This window comes from Streptomyces sp. NPDC015532 (assembly GCF_043078065.1).
Classification (GTDB): Bacteria; Actinomycetota; Actinomycetes; order Streptomycetales; family Streptomycetaceae; genus Streptomyces.
This window is the reverse complement of sequence record NZ_JBIBSY010000017.1, coordinates 51,107-69,794: the sequence shown is the minus strand read 5'-3', so window position 1 is coordinate 69,794 and position 18,688 is coordinate 51,107. Positions and strand designations below refer to the sequence as shown.

At 71.3% G+C, this 18,688-nt stretch carries 15 protein-coding genes; 5 read left to right on the top strand and 10 right to left on the bottom strand.

The window, feature by feature from the left end; genetic code table 11:
* Positions 1–12: 12 nt before the first annotated feature.
* The 6 genes from ACF07B_RS35885 to ACF07B_RS35860 form a co-directional block, all read right to left on the bottom strand.
* Entirely contained in the window at positions 13–1,272 is a 1,260-nt protein-coding gene (locus tag ACF07B_RS35885; protein ID WP_392181984.1) for a serine hydrolase domain-containing protein, read from the bottom strand.
* A 234-nt stretch (positions 1,273–1,506) separates the two neighbouring features.
* Complete coding sequence (locus ACF07B_RS35880) at positions 1,507–2,946, bottom strand: CAP domain-containing protein (protein WP_392181983.1); 1,440 nt, start codon at positions 2,944–2,946, stop codon at positions 1,507–1,509.
* A gap of 88 nt (positions 2,947–3,034) precedes the next feature.
* Complete coding sequence (locus ACF07B_RS35875) at positions 3,035–3,379, bottom strand: YkvA family protein (RefSeq protein WP_369485933.1); 345 nt, start codon at positions 3,377–3,379, stop codon at positions 3,035–3,037.
* A 98-nt stretch (positions 3,380–3,477) separates the two neighbouring features.
* Entirely contained in the window at positions 3,478–4,374 is an 897-nt protein-coding gene (locus ACF07B_RS35870) for an MBL fold metallo-hydrolase (protein WP_392181982.1), read from the bottom strand.
* 49 nt (positions 4,375–4,423) lie between these two features.
* A complete protein-coding gene (locus ACF07B_RS35865; RefSeq protein ID WP_392181981.1) occupies positions 4,424–4,807 on the bottom strand; it encodes a hypothetical protein in 384 nt (127 codons plus the stop codon).
* 397 nt (positions 4,808–5,204) lie between these two features.
* Entirely contained in the window at positions 5,205–6,131 is a 927-nt protein-coding gene (locus tag ACF07B_RS35860; RefSeq protein WP_392181980.1) for a MurR/RpiR family transcriptional regulator, read from the bottom strand.
* Between the two features lie 191 nt (positions 6,132–6,322).
* Between ACF07B_RS35860 and ACF07B_RS35855 the strand changes: the two genes are divergently transcribed.
* The gene (locus ACF07B_RS35855; protein WP_369485930.1) at positions 6,323–6,721 is read left to right on the top strand and encodes a hypothetical protein; all 399 of its coding nucleotides are present in this window, start codon (positions 6,323–6,325) and stop codon (positions 6,719–6,721) included.
* Between the two features lie 11 nt (positions 6,722–6,732).
* The gene (locus ACF07B_RS35850; RefSeq protein WP_392181979.1) at positions 6,733–7,554 is read left to right on the top strand and encodes a DUF1206 domain-containing protein; all 822 of its coding nucleotides are present in this window, start codon (positions 6,733–6,735) and stop codon (positions 7,552–7,554) included.
* 170 nt (positions 7,555–7,724) lie between these two features.
* Here the strand turns inward: ACF07B_RS35850 and ACF07B_RS35845 are convergent, their stop codons facing one another.
* Together ACF07B_RS35845 and ACF07B_RS35840 are read right to left on the bottom strand one after the other, a co-directional pair.
* Entirely contained in the window at positions 7,725–9,017 is a 1,293-nt protein-coding gene (locus tag ACF07B_RS35845) for a ThuA domain-containing protein (RefSeq protein ID WP_392181978.1), read from the bottom strand.
* Between the two features lie 32 nt (positions 9,018–9,049).
* On the bottom strand, positions 9,050–11,203 hold the full coding sequence (locus ACF07B_RS35840; protein ID WP_392182068.1) for an RICIN domain-containing protein: 2,154 nt from the start codon (positions 11,201–11,203) through the stop codon (positions 9,050–9,052).
* 981 nt (positions 11,204–12,184) lie between these two features.
* On the opposite strand from ACF07B_RS35840, the gene ACF07B_RS35835 reads away from it, so the two are divergent.
* On the top strand, positions 12,185–13,963 hold the full coding sequence (locus ACF07B_RS35835) for a cation:proton antiporter (protein WP_392181977.1): 1,779 nt from the start codon (positions 12,185–12,187) through the stop codon (positions 13,961–13,963).
* Positions 13,964–14,074: 111 nt separating this feature from the next.
* Entirely contained in the window at positions 14,075–14,509 is a 435-nt protein-coding gene (locus ACF07B_RS35830) for a hypothetical protein (protein ID WP_362399392.1), read from the top strand.
* A gap of 20 nt (positions 14,510–14,529) precedes the next feature.
* On the opposite strand, the gene ACF07B_RS35825 is transcribed toward ACF07B_RS35830, so the two are convergent.
* On the bottom strand, positions 14,530–16,347 hold the full coding sequence (locus tag ACF07B_RS35825) for a glycoside hydrolase family 15 protein (RefSeq protein ID WP_392181976.1): 1,818 nt from the start codon (positions 16,345–16,347) through the stop codon (positions 14,530–14,532).
* A 184-nt stretch (positions 16,348–16,531) separates the two neighbouring features.
* Between ACF07B_RS35825 and ACF07B_RS35820 the strand changes: the two genes are divergently transcribed.
* Positions 16,532–17,515, top strand: a complete 984-nt coding sequence (locus tag ACF07B_RS35820) for an aldo/keto reductase (RefSeq protein ID WP_392181975.1) — start codon at positions 16,532–16,534, stop codon at positions 17,513–17,515.
* A gap of 188 nt (positions 17,516–17,703) precedes the next feature.
* Here ACF07B_RS35820 and ACF07B_RS35815 read toward each other — a convergent pair whose 3' ends face one another.
* Positions 17,704–18,387, bottom strand: a complete 684-nt coding sequence (locus ACF07B_RS35815) for a DUF2238 domain-containing protein (protein ID WP_384240495.1) — start codon at positions 18,385–18,387, stop codon at positions 17,704–17,706.
* Positions 18,388–18,688 lie beyond the last annotated feature (301 nt).

Here is an 18,688-nt window from a genome sequence, read left to right as displayed (position 1 = left end):
GCCCTTCGCGGGTCAGTCGCGGCCGACGGAGGGCGCGATGTCCTCGTGCCGCTCCATGGGCGCCACGCCGGGTGCGGCGGCGGCCCGTGCGGCGGCCCTGGTCGCGGGCTTGCCGCAGAACGCGGGCTCCAGGGTGCGGTACATGGTGTTGAGGACCGTGGTGTTGTTGGAGGTGTTGGCCAGGGCGGTGAGGCTGCGCTTTCCGTCCTTCGTGGTGAAGGCGTACGTGTAGTAGCCCTGCACGGTGCCGGTGTGCCCGTAGACCGAGATCCCGCACGACAGCTCGCGGCGGCGCAGGCCGAGGCCGTAGGACGTGGTGCTGTTGACCCGGGTCCACTTCGTCATCTGGGTGAGTTGCGCGGCGGACATGAGCTTGCCGCGCAGCAGTGCGGAGAAGAAGGTGTCCAGGTCGTGCGGCGTGGAGATGACGGCGCCCGCGCTCTGTGCCCAGGAGGCCGTCTGCTTGGTGGAGTTCACCGGGGCCGCTCCGGCCGTGTCCGACGTGAGGTAGCCCTGGGCGTGCCGGCCCGGGATCGTGGTGGCGGGGTGGACGTAGAAGGTGCCGGTCAGGTTCAGCGGGGTGAAGACGCGCTTCTGGTACTCGGTGGCGACGGTGTGCCCGGTCAGCTTCTCGATCAGCATGCCCGCGACGACGAAGTTGGTGTTCGAGTACGAGTACGCGGCCCCCGGCGCGTTGGTGCGCGGTTTGGCCAGTGACAGTTTCACCAGGTCGCGGTAGCCGAACACCTTGTTGCGGACCGCTTCGAAGCCGGAGACGGACCGGGCGAACATGTCGTTGGTGTAGTCGTACAGACCGCTGCGGTGGCTCAGCACGTGCCGCACGGTGATCCTGTCGTCGGGCAGCAGGCCCGGCAGGTAGGAGTTGACCGGCTTGTCGAGCTTGAGCCTGCCCTCGTCGACGAGCTGGAGCAGCACCACGGCGGAGAAGGACTTGGTGACGCTGCCGACGCGGAACCGGTCGTTCGTGCTGATGGTCCGTCCGGTGGCGCGGTCGTCGACGCCCTCGACCAGCCGGTGCACCGTGCCGTTGTCGTCGATTCTCGCCATCGCGCCGGGTGCTCCCTGACCGCGTGCCGTCCGCAGGATCGCCCGCAGGCCCGCCTCGTCGGGCGCCGCGAGGGCGGCCACCGCGGTCCGTTCGCCGCCGGAGCGGTGCGTGTCCGCCGGCGCCACGGCCTGGGCCGGGGCCGCCAGCAGGGACACCACGACCGCGCCCAGCGCCGTCCCCGTAACCGCCGTTGCTGAGACCATCTTCTTCTCCCGAGTGCCGTCTGCCGGTCCGACGTCCCGGACCGGACCGCGCCGCGGATGCGGGCGACGGCACCATCTGTACGCGCTGACGGGGCGCGCGGGTCGCATCGCCATGGGGATGCAGCGGAAACGGGGCGGCGGAATCGGCGAATTGGCGGAAAGCAGCGCACCGGGCCCACCCGGTCCGCACGGCGGACGGGAAGTGCCGGACGAGCCCCGGGGGCTGACGCCGGTTCAGCCGCCGAAGAGCTGGGTCCAGTACGTGCCCGCCCTGCTGCCGCCGGCCAGGCCGATGCCTATGTGGGTGAAGTCCCGCTTGAGGATGTTGGCGCGATGGCCGGGACTGTCCATCCAGCCCCGGACCACCTCGGTGGGGGAGCGCTGTCCGCAGGCGATGTTCTCGCCGACGGCGCGGTGGGCGGAGCCCGCGGCGGCGGCGCGGTCCCACGGCCTGCTCCCCTCGGGGGAGGTGTGCGCGTAGAAGTCGCGGGCCACCATGTCGGCGCTGTGGGCCTGGGCCGCGGCGGTGAGCGTCGCGTCGGTGGCCAGGGGCGGCAGCCCGGCCGCGGCCCGTTCGCCGTTGGTGAGCGCGATGACCTCGCGCGTCGTCAGGTCCAGGCTCGCCGGGCTGAACGGCCGGGCCCACAGCGCCGTCCAGTACAGGTCGCCCGTGCGCGTGTCGGGGACGCGGGCCAGTCCCGCCTGCTCGAAGGCGGGATCGCCCAGGGTGCGCCGTGACGGCTCGGCGGAGAGGCAGTATTCGACGAATTCGCGCGGAGTGCGCGGGCCGGAGACCAGATGCTCGCCGATGGTCAGGTACGGGTATCCGGCCGCGAGGACGCGCTGGTAGACGGAGACGCAGTCCGGGGTCTCCGAGGCGAGGACACCGCGGGCCGCCATGGCGGCGGCGTGGCCGCGCGCGGCGGCGGTCAGCCGGGTGTCGAGGCGGACGGGCGGGGAACCGGCGGCCGCGCGCGCCGCGTTCACGGGTCCCAGGAATCCGTCGGGGTCGGGGCCGCCTCCCGGCGCCACCGGCGATCCGCCCCGGGCAGCCGCGTCCGGCCGCCGGGTGCCCGGCGCGGAGCCCCGCGCGAAGGCCGGCCCCGGACTCGGCACCCTCGGCGCCGTCAGGGGCCGTCCGCCGCGCCCGCCGTGGGGCGTGGTGTTCGCCGCCGCGCCGCCCGACGGCGCGGTGTCCTCGGTGACATCGACCCCGAAATCCCGCGCGACGCCCGCCAGCCCGTCGGCGTACCCCTGCCCGAGAGCACGGAGTTTCCAGGCCGTACCGCGCCGGTACAGCTCGGCGAGCAGGAGCACGGTCTCCCGCTGCGGCCGGGGCGGGGTGAACCGGGCGAGGACACGGCCGTCCGCCGAGGTGACCTGAATCGTGGGGGAGGGCAGCCGTCCCAGGGGAGTCGTGAGGTCGGTGGGGCTGACGACCACGGTGACGCGGGACGCTCCGCTCCTCAGCCGCGGCGGATCGACGGTGAGCCGGCCGCCGTCGAGACGGACACCGGGTGCGGTCGGCTGGTTGAAGAACACGAAGTCGCCGTCGCCGCGCACCCGGCCGCTGTCGTCGGTGATGAGCGCGGACACGTCGAAGGGGCCGGGGACCCTGAAGGCCAGGGCCCCGTCCGGCAGGGGCGTGTTGCCCCCGGGAACCAGCTCGGTCATGCCGCCGCCCGTCGGGGTCGTGATCCGTGCTTCCCGCGCCGGGGACGCGGAGCACGGGCCGTCGACCGCTCAACGGACCGCCGGTGGCCTACGGTTCCCGCGACCGGCGCGGGACTTGGCCGGGGTCGCCCTTGACGGGGGCGAGGGGCGGGCGCAGCGCCCCGGAGGGTACCGCAGCGCGCATGGAGCGCAGGGCGAGCAGCATGACGCCGATGTCGTCCAGGTAGACGGGATCGGGCAGCAGGTCGGTCGGCAGCACGAGATAGGCGACGGCACCCCAGAACACCCAGCGGGATCCGGTCGGCAGTCCGGCCCGTCGCAGGTCACGGCGGGTGCGTACGAGCCGGCGCAGGAGCACCACCGCCACCGCGAGCGCGGCGGCCGCGAGTACGGCGACGATGACGAGGACCACGGTCCACGAGGTCGAATCCATGTGTCCGTCCAGAGATGTCGTCGGGTGCGCTTCCCTTCCGTGTGCCCGCTCGTGCCCGGGCTATCGCCCCGGGCGGCGCTGTTCGGGCGAGCGTTCTCTCACGGTTGGGTGTCGCGGCGGCAGATGACGAAGTCGTCGAAGACATGCCGGCCGGGACGCGAGCCGGCGGACTCGACGGCCCTGCGGACGTCCACGAGCTGATCCGTGGTCATCTGGAGCGGTGGTTCGTCGGGCTGGTAGGTGGTGCGCACGGGGTAGTCCCGTCCCGGTTCCCGGGTCATCTCGATGTGGCAGCCCAGTACGTGGGTGACGGGGCGGCGCCCGCAGAAGTCGATCAGCCGGTCGACGGTGCGGGTGAAGGCCGGCCAGTCCTCGACGTACAGGCGTCCGGGATAGACCGTGTCGCCGGTGAGCAGGACCCCGGTCCAGGGGTCGAAGAACGTCACGGCGGCCTCGTGGTGCCCGGGGGTGGCCAGGCATTCCAGCACCCGGCCGCCGAGGTCGACACGCGCCACGGCGTCGGGATCGTCGTGGAACCCGAAGAAGTCCCAGGCGCTGTCGAGGGCCGCGTCCACGACCTCGGTGCCGGGACGGCCGGTGAACTGGCCGTCCCCGGCGATGTGGTCACCGTGCGGATGGGTGTGCAGCACGAGCAGCCCGTAGTCGTCACGGGGGTGAGCGGCCAGCCAGGAGTCCATCACCTCGTCGACGACCCGGCGCAGCGGGAAGTGGTCCGCCGAGGCCGTGGCGCCCGTGTCGATCAGGACGGCTCGCGCGGTCCCGAACAACAGGAACATGAAGGGCGCTTCGTAGTCGACCGCCATGTTCTGGCGAAGGATCACCGTGTGCTCGTCGTAGGCGTGGACCTGGATGTCGGGGTCCGTGTTGTGCTTGGCCGAGGGCGAGCCGTGGATCCACTTCACGTCGAGCGGTGCGGCCACCGCGGAATCGTCGCCTCCAGGGGCGCCGTCGGTCTGCTGCCCGGCACTGTCCACGCTGTCTCCTCGGACTCGGTCCTGCCGGGCCACGGCAGGGCCCGGGACCTCAGTTTCGCGGGTGGGTGTGGTCGACGAGCGCCTGGGACACCGCACGGATGCTCCGGGCGATGTGCTGGAGCTGCATCACCTCTGCGGCGTACATCTTGATGGAGTGCTCGATCACGCCCTCCTGGAGGCCCAGGCCGGGCAGCTCGGAGCGAGCGGTCTGCAGTGCCGTACGGGCGACCCTTATCTCCTGCTGCACCTGAAGGTGCGCGTGGCGGGCGAGCAGGACGGGGTGCTTGTGCAGGACGGGGTAGGTCGCGTAGCGGCTCGGCACCAGCTCGCGCAGCCATTTCACCGCCGATCGCTCCCAGTCGAAGCTGCCGGGGGTCTTGACCTGGCACGGCCAGTCCGAGGTGATCGGTGAATACGTCAGGGCCATGTTCATCGCTTCCGGATTACGTCGGCGGGGGACTCTGGGGGCGGCCCCGGAATAGGGGTACCGGGGCCGCCACCACGGGTCTCGTGCGCGAGACCCGCTCGAACACCCGGGGCCCGATGCGGGTAGGAGCGGAGGGCCCCCGGTGCTCATGGGTCGTGACCTGGAAGCCTCCGGGGCACGATCCGAAAGAAGTATTTATATATGCCGCCAGAAGCGCAAGGACATGAAAACATTCATGCGCGCTTTGTTGTGAATGATCCCGTGATGCCGTGGTGAGAGCGGGTACGGGAGAGGCCGCCGTGCAAGCCGGAGCGCTCCTCGCGACAGCGGGGGCTTCCTCCGCCGATGGCGATGGCGATGCCGGGCCGACACCCGGGGTCGGGGCCCGGTCCGGGCCCCGGGGTCAGTCCCGCAGGAAGAAGTGGTGCTGCTCGGCGACCTGCTCGTACTCCTCCAGGCGCGCCTGGGTGCGCTCGGGATCGGCGTCGGTCATGGCCTGGAGCAGCGCCGCGGACAGCACCACGGGGGCCGCGTAGGAGTCGAAGACGAGCCGGGAACCGGTTCCGGTGGCGAAGGTGACGTCGGCCTCGTCGGCCAGCGGGCCCAGCCCGAGGTCGGTGACCAGGGCCACCTTCAGGCCCGCGCTCCGCGCGACCCGCATGGCCGTGAGCGTCTCCTGGGCGTGCCGGGGCATCCCGAAGGCCAGGACCCACGTGCCGCCCGCCTCTCGCGACTGCAGCAGCGCGTCGTAGGCCACCGAGCCGCCGCGGGTCACCACCCGCACGTCCGGGTGGATGCGGCGGGCCGCGTAGGCGAAGTACTCGGCCAGCGAGCCGGAGATCCGCAGCCCGAGGACCGTCAGCGGCGCCGACTCCGACAGGGCCCGGCCGACGCGGATGATCTGGTCGGGATCGGTGAAGTCCCGCCGCAGGTTCTCCAGGTTTTCGATCTCGGCGTCCACCGCGGCCTGGAGCTCGTTGCTCGTGACCTCGGCGGGGGTTCCCGGTGTGCTGCTGCCCAGGGTGCTGAGCGCGATGGCCTGGAGGCTCTCGCGCAGGGCGGGGTAACCGCTGAAGCCCACGGCCGCCGCGAAGCGGGTCACGGAGGGCTGGCTCACCCCCGCGCGCTCGGCGAGGTCGGTGATCGACAGGAACGCGGCCTCGGTCAGGTGCTCGATCAGGTACTGGGCGATGCGCCGCTGGCCGGGGGAGAGCCGGGGGCCGTCGAAGAGTTCCCTGAGCTGTGACGTGGGTGCCACGCCCGCCTCGGGTGCCGTCTTTCCCGAGGTGATCGCGGATGCCTGGGCGCGTGCCTGCTGCGGCGATGGCACCGGTGCGCCTCCTTCATGTCCCACGAGAACTCAACATAGCTCACGGACCTTTCTGACCTGGGCCGGTATGGGCGCAACCAATGCGTGCGTTCCTCGTTTCGCGCCGGATCACGGGGTACTCGCATACCTGTCACGACGTGCTCATTCTCGGGCGCGCGTGCCTGTTCGCCGACGCGAGGGAGAGGGTTTTCATGAGCGTGCAACAACTGCCCGCGTCAACGGTTCACGTGATGCTCGGAGACTGTTCCGCGGCCGACGCCCAGAGCGTGCTCGGCGTCCTGTGCGGCCGCTTCGCCGCGGACCGGGAGGGGGCGGACCAGCCCCACGAGTCCGGGACCGGCAGGCCGACGGTGTGGACCGTGCTGTTCGACACCGCGGGTGAACCCAGCGGAAGAGCCGGGCCTGTCGTGGAACTTTCGGGGCAGCCGGTCGTGGAGGCACAGGGTGGCCCCCAGGCGACACAGCGTCTGCGGGAGGTCCTCGGTGCCGCCTTCTCCGTGCACGAGCTGGGCACGGAGGCCGGTGACCAGGAGGTTCAGATGAGGCTGCGACTGGATTCGAGTACGGCGCACGAGACGCGGTCCGTGTGAACGCCGGGTCGGTGGCCCGCGACGGAGAGATCGGCGCCCGCCGTGCGGCGACCGGCTCCGCGCGTGAGGGCGCGGCCCGCGCGGGGCTGACCGCCCGGGGGGTGATCTACGTCCTGGTCGGCGTGCTGGCCCTGCGTATCGCCTTCGGCGACAGCGGCGGGCGGCAGGCGGACCGGGGCGGCGCCCTTCAGGAGATCGCCACGAAGCCGTTCGGCGAGGCCCTGCTGTGGGCTCTGGGCGCCGGGCTCGTGGGTATGGCGCTGTGGCGGCTGTCCGAGGCGTTGTTCGGCGCCGCGGGACAGGACGGCGGCAAGGCGGGCAAGCGTCTGATGGCGGCCGGACGGTGCGTGTTCTACGGGTTCGTCGCGTACTCCGTGCTGGCCTTCGCGGCCGGCTCGCGCGGCAGCGGTTCGGGCGACCGGCAGTCACGGGACGTCACGGCCAAGGCACTGGGCATACCCGGTGGCCAGTGGATCGTCGGTGCCGCCGGGGTGGGGCTGGTCGTCGCGGGCGTCTGGATCGGCGTACGGGCCGTGATGCGCAAGTATCACAAGCACCTCAAGCTCGGTGAGATGTCGCGGCGGGTCCGCCGGGCGGTCGACACGACGGGAGTCGGCGGCGGGGCCGCGCGGGGTGTGGTGTTCGCGGCGGCGGGTGTCTTCGCGGTGCGGGCCGCCGTGAAGTACCAGCCCGACCAGGCCAAGGGGATGGACGGCACGCTGCGGTCCTTCGCCGGAACGCCCATGGGTCCCTGGCTGCTGGCCTGCGTCGCCGCCGGCCTCGTCCTGTTCGGGCTGTTCTCGTTCGCGATGGCACGGTGGCGCAGGGTGTGAGGCCACCACCGCCGAGCGCCGGGGCTCCGGCCCCCTGAGTCCGGGGCTCCCGGCCGTCCGGCGTCCGTACGACAGGGCCGAGGTGCGTCCGGTGCCGGTGCGACAGGGCCGCAGCGCATCCGGTGGGTGCCTCCGTCGCCGCGCGGCGGAGGCACCCCGACGTGGTCCGGTCAGGGCTGCGCGGTGAGTGCGAAGCTCTGGGCGGCCGATCCGTCACAGCCGCGCTGGGTGAGCTGCACGCTGTTCGCGGCGGACGCCGCCGCGCTCAGACACTTGCCGCTGTGCCGGGCGACGAAGTGATAGCGCCCGGTGCTCTCCCTCACCGGCTGCCACTGCTGGTTCTGGCCGCTCGACCAACTCCACAGTTGCAGGGGAGCGTTGTCGGCCGTGGAACGGCCGGTGACATCGACGACCTGCTGCGGATTCGTCCGCAGGGCGATCCGCGTGTAGCCGCTGTCCGTCGAACGGAACTGGAACTGCTGCGCCTGTGTGCCGTTGCAGGCGTACTGCTGGATCGCGGTCCCGTTCGCCGTGGCGGCCGAACGGGCGTCCACACAGGCGCCGTTGCCCGAGTTGGCCAGCGAGTACCAGGCGGTCTCCGGGATCGGGTCCGTCGGTGGCACCGACGGGTCCGCCCCGCCGAGCCACTTGAGCCCGTCCAGGAGGAACCGGTTCTGGGCGGTACTGGCGAACGTCGACGACAGCGTGGTGTTCGTCGCGTAGTCCATCGCGTTGTGGCCGAAGTTCGCGTACAGCATCCGGTACTTCGTGTTGGTCCACAGAACCGGGTAATAGCCGCTGTACCAGGTCTGGTTCGGGTCCGTGCCCAGCGGGAAGCTGCTCGGGTCGACCGAGGCGAGGACGCGGATGTCCGGGTTCTGCCGCAGGTCGTTCGACCAGCTGTACCACTCGCTGACCGACGACGTGAACGTGGCCGGCAGGTTCACGGTGGAGGGATGCGTCCGGTCCTCGACCTTCAGGACGGCGGTCGTCGGCCCCCAGGTGTTGGACGTGAAGTTCCCGCTGCCCAGGAACTGGTTGTGGTACCAGGACCAGCTCTGCGCGTCGGTGGTGAAGGCGGAGACATGGAAGCCCATCCAGCCGCCGCCCGCGCGCATGTACCGCTCGAAACCGGCGCGTTGGGCCGCGGTCTGCGGCAGGTCGTCGAGGAACAGGACGACCTGGTACGCGTTCACGCCACCGTCGGCGAGCAGGTCCCAGTTGTTGCTGGCCGTGTAGGTGAACCCGTTCGCCGCGGCCTGCTTCGGGAACCAGTCGTTGGCCTCGTGGACGAAACTGATGTGGGCCGCGTCCCAGGTGCCGTTGTAGAGGGCGAGCACCTTGAACGGGGCCGCCGTGGCGCTCGCGTGCGCCGCCGGCGGCGCGGCGAGGCCGAGCAGGGTCGCCAGCAGGACGAGGACCCGCAGGACACCGCGCGCCGGTGCGGACCGGCTGATACGCATCCGGTTCTCCTTCCCGTACGTGTCAGGGGTGGTCACGGGTAGCTGACCAGGTCGGCGACGTTGCTGGAGGAGTTCGACGGACCGCCCCGGTCGTTGACGACGTGCCGGATGGTGCCCGTACCGCCGAGGGAGACCGCCACCATGTCCTTGAACCGCACGTTCGCGTTGACGGGCGCCTCGATGGCGCGCTCCGCGGCGACGGCGGGGTTGACGTTGAAGTAGCAGTAGCTGCCGAAGCCGTACACCTCATGGCTGGTCACGGAGGGCGCGACCTTGTAGGCGGCGTAGCCCTGCGTCGAACCGTTCATCCACGCCGCCTGGCCGGGCGGGTCGTAGGGCATCTCGTTCTGGTAGAAGTACGTGCGGCCGCCGTTGCCGTTCCAGACGGTCTGGTACTTCTGGTAGTGCTCGACGAACAGGCCGTACATGGTCACGTCGTCGCCGTTCACGATCAGCCCGGTGTCGGCCGTGTTGCTGGTCCAGCCGACTCCGTTGCCGTGGTCCGCGCGCCACAGCCACAGGTGGTCGCCGATGACGTCGTCACTGTTGACGGTCAGACTGGTGGTGGCCTTGCCGACGCCCGCGCCGCCGACGCGGAAGAACACGTCGTGCAGGGAGCTCGGGTCCGCGCTGTGGTCAGCGGAGGAGCCGCTCGGTCCCATCTCCAGCAGCTGCGCGGAGTTGGTGGTGCCCGCGTCGATCAGCAGCCCGGCGAGCTGGACGCCGTTCACGTCGGCGACCGTCATGGCGGTGATGCCGTTGTCGGGGACGAGGGTGGCGAGACCGAGGCCCAGGACCACGGTGTCGGCCCTGGTGACCCTGAGCGTCTGGTCGAGGTGGTAGACGCCCGGCGTCACCAGCAGGTTCCTGCCCTGGGCCAGCGCGTCGTTCAGCTGGGCCGCGCTCGCGCCCGGCTTCACCACGAAGAAGTCGGACAGGGGCAGGGACGAGCCCGCCGGAGTGCCCGAACTCCACGTCGTGCCGGTGGAGTTGGCGCGTACGGACGGGACGAAGACCTTCCAGGCACCCGCCGCGTCGACGTACAGGAAGGGCTTCTCGCGGGAGACCGGTGTCTGGCCCACCGTCGTGTACGGAGGGTTCGGGAAACTGTTCGCGGGGGCGTTCCTCGCGCCGACGAACACCATGTTCCAGTTGGAGCCGGTCCAGTTCGACCATTCGGTGTTGCGCGACAGCCACTGCTGCTGCGAACCGGAGTTGACCTGGCCGTCGATCTTCGTGTCGGCCATGTAGCCGCCGCTGGACCAGCCGCCGTCGTCCAGCGCCAGGTTGCCGCGCAGATGCATGCGCCGGTAGGGCGCCGCCTGCGACACCGCCCAGCGGTCCGAGCCGGACGGGGGAGTCACCGACAGGTTCTCCGCCGAACGCCAGAAGTTCTGGGTCGCGTTGCCCTGGAACCAGTCCGCCTCGGCGTGCACCGCGCCGCGGATGTCGACGTCGTCGGGTGACAGGCCGAGGCCCGCCACCTGGGTGTAGAAGCCGACGTTCGCGTCGGCGCTGTAGGTGCCGGGCTTGAAGAGGAAGGCCTTGCGGGCGGTGCCGAACTGGTTGGTCTGCTGCTGGGAGAAGGCCGCGTCGAGGCTGCTCTGGATCGTCGCGGCCGGGGTCGACGGGTCGAAGACGGTGACGTTCGGGCCCAGGTCCGGTGTCCCGGGCGGCTGTTGTGTGCCGACCGCGTCGACGTAGAAGGACTGGGCCGCCGTTCCGTTGCAGGTGTACTGCTGGAGCTGCACGCTGTCGGCGGTGGAGGCGCTCGGTACGTCGAGGCACTTGCCGCTGCCCCGGTTCACGAAGTGGTAGGCGCCGCCGGCCTCCGCCACGGCCTGCCACTGCTGGTTGGTGCCGCCGCCGTACGTCCACAGCTGGACGGGCGCGCTGTCCGCGGTCGAGACGCCGGTGACGTCCCAGGCCTTGGTGCCGTCGGCCCGGTTGTCCACCTGGGAGTATCCGCCCGACGTGGTGGCGAACTGCCACTGCTGGGCCTGGCTGCTGTTGCAGGCGTACTGCTGGACCGCGGTGCCGTCGGCCGTTCCGGCGGCGCGGGCGTCGACGCACTTGCCGCTGCCCGCGTTGACGACGGTGGCCCAGCCCGCCGGCACCGCGGCCGCCTGCGCGAGCGCGTCGTTCCGGGCGGCGGCGCTCTGCGCGGTGGTCGTCAGGCCCGACATCGTCGTCGCCACGAGCGCGGTGACCGCCAGCAGCCTGGCCGTTCGACGGCGCCCGGATTCTCTTCGGGACCCGGACAGGGGGAATCTGGACATGCTGGACACTCCTGGACTGGTGGGGGGTTCATGTCCGTGAACATCGAATGCATTCATGGAGTTGTGGCGATCGGTGAACCTAAAGGTCTGCACCAAAGACGTCAAGACATGAAGCAAAGAACCCTCTCAAATGGCCGATGTGCGAACGGAGTTGAAGAGGCCTTGGACGGAGCGTCCCGGAACGCGACTCCGTGACCGTCCTGTTCACCTGCGTGATGGGGCGGCCCGCCGCCTCGCGAGGCGGTTCACTTCTTGAAGGCTCGTCACACACCGCAATCGGCAGGGTTGTTGACGGACGCCATCCGGCTGTCCGGAAGCCGTTCGCCGTGAGGGGGCCGCCGTTCCGGTGCTCCCGGGCGGCAGATCCGGGCCGGCGTTCCGGGTGTGGGGTTCCTTACAAGGTGATGACATGGTGCCGAACCACACCCACCTCACCCGCATCTCAGGGCACTCTGGTTCCGGGTCGGTGACTCCTGTCCTGGAGAGGCAAGGAAATCCGCCGGCCACCGCGCCGACCGGCACCGCCGGTTCGTGTCCCGCGGCAAGGGAAGCGGCTGCCGCGGAACAGCGCCCCGGAGCACTTCCGGGGCGCCGTGCGGGTTCCGCCAGGGAATCGGGGCCCAGGCCGGTGCCGCCCTTCGGCGGTGCGCCGGAGCCGGACGGTTGCTCCGGCCGAGGGACCCCGCTCCTCCCAACGGCCGAACGTGGCGGGTCCGCCGTCGCCGACCTCCGGCGGGAGTGATTGCCTCGGCGGGGGACCGCCGAACCCCGAGCCGGCCCGGACGGGCCCGTCCGGCGCGACCGGGGACACCGGCGCCGTCCCGAGCGGCCAGGCCCCCAGGACGGGACGACACCCTCCGGTCCCCGACGACCGGCAGGGAGACAGCTGTGACGGAGAATCAGATCCTCCAGGGCCTCGGCCTGATCGTCGTCCTGGCCGTCGGCTCCCAGCTCGTGGCGAGCCGGCTGCGGATCCCCGCCCTGATCGTCCTGCTGCCGGTCGGCTTCACCGCGGGCGCGCTGACCGACCTCGTCAACCCCGACAAACTACTCGGGGACGCCTTCTCCCCGATGGTCTCGCTCGCCGTCGCGGTGATCCTCTACGAAGCCGGGCTCGGCCTGGACATCAGCAGGCTGCACGGACACATGCACCGGGTCGTGGCGCGCCTGATCTGGATCGGCGTCCTGATCACCTGGGCGGTCACCGCAGTCCTCGCGGTGCCACTGCTGGGCATGTCGAAGAGTTCGGCGGTCATGCTCGGCGTGATCCTCGTCGTCTCGGGGCCCACCGTCGTCGGCCCGCTGCTCCATTTCGTGCGGCCGACCGAGCGGCTCCAGCGCATCCTGATCTGGGAGGGGTCGCTGATCGACCCGGTCGGCGGCATCCTCGGCGCGCTCGTGTTCCACGCCGTCGTCGCCAGCGACAGCAACGAGCTGCCCGGCAAGATCGGCCAGTTCGCCGCGAGTTCGGCCGTCGGGCTGATCGGGGGCGCGGTGGGAGCCGCCGTCCTGTGGTTCCTCCTCGGCCGGCTGCACCTGGGCGAGGTTCTGGGGACGACGGCGCAGCTCGCCGCCGCGGTCGGTGTGGCGGCCCTCTGCGACGCCATCCGGGACGACACCGGGCTCATCGCCGCGGTCGTGATGGGGATGGCCCTCGCCAATCTGCCGGGCCTCTCGCTCCCGGCGCGCCGCCCCTTCCTGGAAACCCTGGTCTCGCTGATCATCGGGCTGCTCTTCATCTCGATCTCGGCCACGGTCACCCCGGCGTCCCTGCGGCACATCGTCCTGCCCACGCTCGCTCTCGTCGCCGCTCTGGTCCTGGTGGCCAGACCCCTGGTCGCGTGGCTGTCGACGGCGCGAACGGACCTGCCGCGCGGTGAGCGAGCGTTCATCGGCTGGATGGCACCGCGCGGAATCGTCGCCGCGTCCACCGCCTCGACCTTCTCCGCCGCTCTCGTGGCCGACCACGTCGGCGGCGCCCAGAAGATCCTGCCCGCCACCTTCCTGGTGATCGTCGCCACGGTGACGCTGTACGCGCTGAGCGCGCACCCCGTCGCCCGGCGCCTCGGCGTGCTGCGCCCGGCCCGGGCCCGCCCCCTGCTCGTGGGCGGCGACCCCTGGGCGATCGACCTGGGCCGCGCACTGAGCTCCGCCGGACTGGACGTGCTGATGTGGGCCGGACGGGAGGAGCAGCGCGACCTGATCCGGGGCGCCGGACTGCGCCTCGCGCCGGGCGAGCTGCTGGCCGCGGCCACCGGCGAGGGAGCCGAGCTCGAAGGCATCACCGGCGTTCTTCTGCTCACCGAGGAGGACGACTTCAACGCGCTGGCCTCGGAGACCCTGCGCGGCTCCGTCGACGGGTTCGTCCACCGGCTGGGGCCGCCCGGCCGGAGCCATGGGGTGGTGGCCCCCTACACGACCGGTGAGACCTTGTTCGGGGCCGGTCTGAGCAGACCGGAACTGGCCCGCCGCTACGGGGACGGCGCCCGGATCGTCTCCCTTCCGGCCGGGAACGGCATCCCGGACGGACACGCGCTGCTGTTCCTCGTACGCCCCGACGGCCGGCTGGTTCCGGTCACCGACGCCCGTACCCCGCTGCCGGAGGTCCAGGACACCGCGATCCTGCTCGGTCCGGCCCGGACGCGGGGCCCGGTGCGGGTGGACTGAGGGCGCACGGCACGGGAGGGCGCGTCGGTTCGGGGACCCGCCCCGGCCCCCGCGACACCAACGGTCCAGTGCGGATTGCGGTCCGTCCCGCGGATGGATCTCATGGTTCCCATGCAGCGACAAGCTTCTGAGCCAGACGACCTCGTACCGCCGATGGAGCGTTCGCACTGGGTGGCCTTCGCCGGAATCCTGCTGATGGTCAGCGCCCTGTTCAACCTGCTCACCGGCTTCGTGGCGATCTTCAACCACGGCTACTACTCGAAGGTGTACTCCGGGGGCAACCGGTTGCTGATCCTCAACTACACGGCCTGGGGCTGGATCTTCGTCGCCGTCGGCATCGTCATGGCCGTGCTGAGTCTCGGTGTGCTCGTGGGATCCAGGGGAGCGCGGCTGGCGGGCATCTGCCTGGCCGTGTTCGGTCTGGTCGCGCAGATGATCTTCCTGCCGGTCTACCCGTGGTGGTCGCTGTTCACGATGCTCGTGTCCTTGCTGGTCATCTACGGCCTGCTGGCCGAGCCGAAGCATGTGCACGGGGCGCGGGTGTAGCGGGCCGGCCGGCCTCTCGTTCAGCCGCGTTGCCGGTCGAGTGCCTCGTCGAGCGTGGTGGCGGCCATGATCAGAGACAGATGGGTGAACGCCTGGGGGAAGTTGCCCAGTTGTTCGCCGCTGGGGCCCACCTCCTCCGCGAAGAGACCGACGTGGTTGGCGTACGTATGCATCTTCTCGAACGTGTAGCGCGCCTCGGCGAGCCTGCCGGCGCGGGCCAGCGCGTCGACGTACAGGAAGGTGCACAGACTGAAGGTGCCCTCCGAGCCGCGCAGGCCGTCCGGGGAGGCGGCGGGGTCGTAGCGGTGGACGAGGCTGTCGGAGACCAGCGTCCGGCCCATCGCGTCGAGCGTCGACAGCCAGGTCGGGTCCTTCGGGCCCAGGAAGCCGACCCGGGGGATGAGCAGGAGCGAGGCGTCCAGGACGTCGCCGTCGTAGGACTGGACGTACGCCTTCTCCCGCTCGTTCCAGCCGCGCTCCATCACCTGCTCCAGGACGGTGTCCCGCGCCCGGGTCCACCGCGCGGTGTCCGCCGGCCGGCTCCAGTCGCGGGCCAGCCGCAGACCGCGGTTGAACGCGGCCCAGCACATCACGCGGCTGTACGTGAAGTCCTTGCGCCCGCCGCGGGTCTCCCAGATGCCCTCGTCGGGGCGGTCCCAGTTGTCGGCGAGCCAGTCCAGGGCGCGGGAGACGGCCTTCCATCCCGCGTAGTCGGCCTGGACGACGAGCTCCCGCCCCTCCGAGATGCCGTAGAGGGCCTCGCCGTAGATGTCGAGCTGGAGCTGGTCGGCGGCGGCGTTGCCGACCCGTACGGGGAAGGAGCCGCGGTAGCCCTCGAAGTGCTCCAGGATCTCCTCGCCGAGCAGGGGCGTGCCGTCCACCCGGTACATGATCTGGAGGGCCTCGCCTTCCTGGTCCAGGCGTTCCACCAGCCGTTCGCGCAGCCAGTGGGTGAACGCCGTCGCCTCCTCGGTGAACCCGAGGTCGATCAGGGCGCGCAGCGACAGGGATCCGTCCCGTACCCAGGTGTAGCGGTAGTCCCAGTTGCGTTCGCCGCCGATCTGTTCCGGCAGTCCCATGGTGGCCGCCGCGACCGGGGCGCCGGTGGGCGCGTAGGTGAGGAGCTTGAGCGTGATGGCCGAGCGGTGCACCATGTCGGGCCAGCGGCCCCGGTACCGGGAGTTCCGTACCCAGTTCTGCCAGAAATCGAGGGTCCGCGCCAGGTTCTCCTCGGTCTTTGGCACCGTGGGCGGCGGTGGTGCCGTGGCGTCGGGACCGTCCACGGTGAACACGGCCGCCGCCGTCTCGCCGGCCTTCAGGGTGACCGTGCTGCGCACGTCCTGACCGTCCCGCTCCAGGGGGAAGGTGCTCTGGAGGAACGCGCTGATTCCCGGGCCGCGGAAGGCGGCGCCGCCGGGACCGACGGTGAGTTCGTGGCCGGCCCGCCCGTAGTCGAAGCGCGGACGGCACTCCAGGGCGAACTCCATCGTTCCCCGCACCGTCCGCACGGTGCGGAAGAGGCGGTGCCGGGCGGAAGCGGTCCCGGAGCGGTCGGGCGGCATCCAGTCGAGCACCTCGCCCACCCCGTCGGGTGACATGAACCGGGTCACGAGTACCGCCGTGTCCGGGTAGTAGAGCTGCTTCCAGGTGCCTTCCGCGCGGGAGGGCGCCAGCCGGAAGTAGCCGCCGCGGTCGTGGTCGAGCAGCGCGGCGAAGACGCTGGGGGAGTCGAAGCGCGGGGCGGCGAACCAGTCCACGACGCCCTTGGCGGAGACCAGGGCGCAGCACTGGAGATCCCCCACCAGGCCGTGGTCGGCGATGGGCGGATAGCGGTCCATGGTGATCCAATCTCGAGGATCCAGGCATCTTCACTATCCGACATACCGGTCAGGTGTGCTTGTTCGCCAGGGAAGAAGGGGGCGCGAGGCGCGATGCGCCCGCGGAGAACGGCCCTGCCGCCGTACGGGGACGCGCGGAGCGGGGACCTCCGGTCCGGTCCGGGGGAGGTGACAGACTGGCGCCATGGACGAGCGCGCATTCGACAGGTCTGGCCAGCATGCTTCCGTCATCGGTCTCGGCACCTGGCAACTGGGGGCCGACTGGGGCGAGGTGAGTGAGAAGGACGCCTCCGCGGTGCTGGAGACGGCGGCGGAGTCGGGGGTGACCTTCTTCGACACCGCCGATGTGTACGGCGACGGGCGGAGCGAGGAGACCATCGCCGGCTTCCTGCGCGGACGGCCGGATCTGCACGTCATGGTCGCCACCAAGATGGGCCGCCGGGTCGACCAGATCCCGGAGAACTACGTCCTCGACAACTTCCGTGCCTGGAACGACCGTTCCCGCCGCAACCTCGGGGTCGACCGCCTGGACCTGGTGCAGCTCCACTGCCCGCCGACGCCCGTGTACTCCTCGGACGCGGTGTACGACGCCCTCGACACGATGGTCGAGGAGGAGCGGATCGCGGCGTACGGCGTGAGCGTCGAGACGTGCGAGGAGGCGCTGGCCGCCATCGCCCGCCCGAACGTGGCGAGCGTCCAGATCATCCTCAACGCCTTCCGTATGAAGCCCCTGCGCCAGGTTCTGCCGGCGGCCCGGGAGGCGGGCGTCGGCATCATCGCGCGGGTCCCGCTGGCCTCCGGGCTGCTTTCCGGCAAGTACACGAAGGACACCGTCTTCGCCGCCGACGACCACCGGACGTACAACCGCCACGGTGAGGCCTTCGACCAGGGCGAGACCTTCTCCGGGGTCGACTTCGCGACGGGCGTGGAGGCGGCGGCCGAGTTCTCCGCCCTCGCCCCCGAGGGGTACACACCGGCCCAGCTGGCCCTGCGGTGGATCGTCGCGCAGCCGGGCGTGACCACCGTCATTCCTGGAGCCCGGTCACCCGAACAGGCCCGCGCCAACGCGGAGGCCGCGAGGCTGCCGGAGCTGTCCCGGGCGACGCTGGACGCCGTCGACGAGCTGTACGAGCGGCGGATCAAGGAGCAGGTGGAGAGCCGCTGGTGACACCGACGGGGGACCCGGTGCCGCACCAGCTCGCTCGAAGCACCGCGCCACCGGGTCCCGCACGGTCCCGCGCCACCGGGTCCCGCACGGTCCCGCGCCACCGGGTCCCGCACGGTCCCGCGCCACCGGGTCCCGCACGGTCCCGCGCCACCGGGGTCCCGCATCCGTTCCGTGGGCCCGGGGCCCGCTCAGCCCAGGGAGGGCCGCGCCGCCGCGAGCGCGTCGAGCTGGCGGTCGTGCACCCGGCTGAGCACCAGCACCGAGACGGTCGCGCCGATCAGGGCGCAGAACATGTCCCACTGGGTGTCCCACACATCACCCTGGGTCGCCAGGAAGGCGTCCGCGCCGTGCCCGCCGATCACCGCGGCCGCCCACTCGAACATCTCGAAGAGGGCGCTGAAGGCGAGACACGCGCACACGGTCAGGGGCGCCAGCCACCTGCTGCCGCGCAGCGGTGACGTCCTGCTGAGCAGCTCCCGCACCAGGACGGCCGGCACGAAGCCCTGCATGAGGTGTCCGAACCGGTCGTACGGATTGCGGGCGAGCCCGAACGTGTCGCGCACCCAGTCGCCCAACGGCACCTGGGCGTAGGTGTAATGGCCGCCCACCGCGAGCACCAGCGCGTGCGCCGCGAGGAGGCAGTACAGCAGGCTCGTCAGGGGGAACCGCCGCCTGCCGAGGATCACCAGCGGCAGCCCCACGAGCACCCACACGGTCTCCAGCAGCCAGGTCATCGGGTCGCGCGCATGCCACGCGGAGAGCGCCATGCCCGTCACGACCACCGCCAGCAGCGCGGCCGGCAGCGCCTTGCGCGGGGCGTGCTCGGGGCGGGCGGGGTGCGGGGCGGGCGGCGCGAGGGCTGATCCGGGCATGGCGGGCTCCTTCGTCCAGGTGGCCCCATGGTGGTGGAGCGGCGGGCAGGGTGGCATGAGTACGGGTACTCACCCGTGCTCATGTGCATGACGAACATGTCCGTGACGTGCGGATCACGCCGTCTGCTTCGGACCGGACGCGCAGCGGAGCCCGGTCGACCTGATGGACCACCACCGGGGTGAAGCCGACTGACGCAGGGATACGTCGACATGACAGCCCGTCAGGACGATCGCCGTACCCCGTGTCCTTCCGCGGTGACAGCGTGGCCGTGCGCGAACGCCCGTTCCCGCACGGCCACTT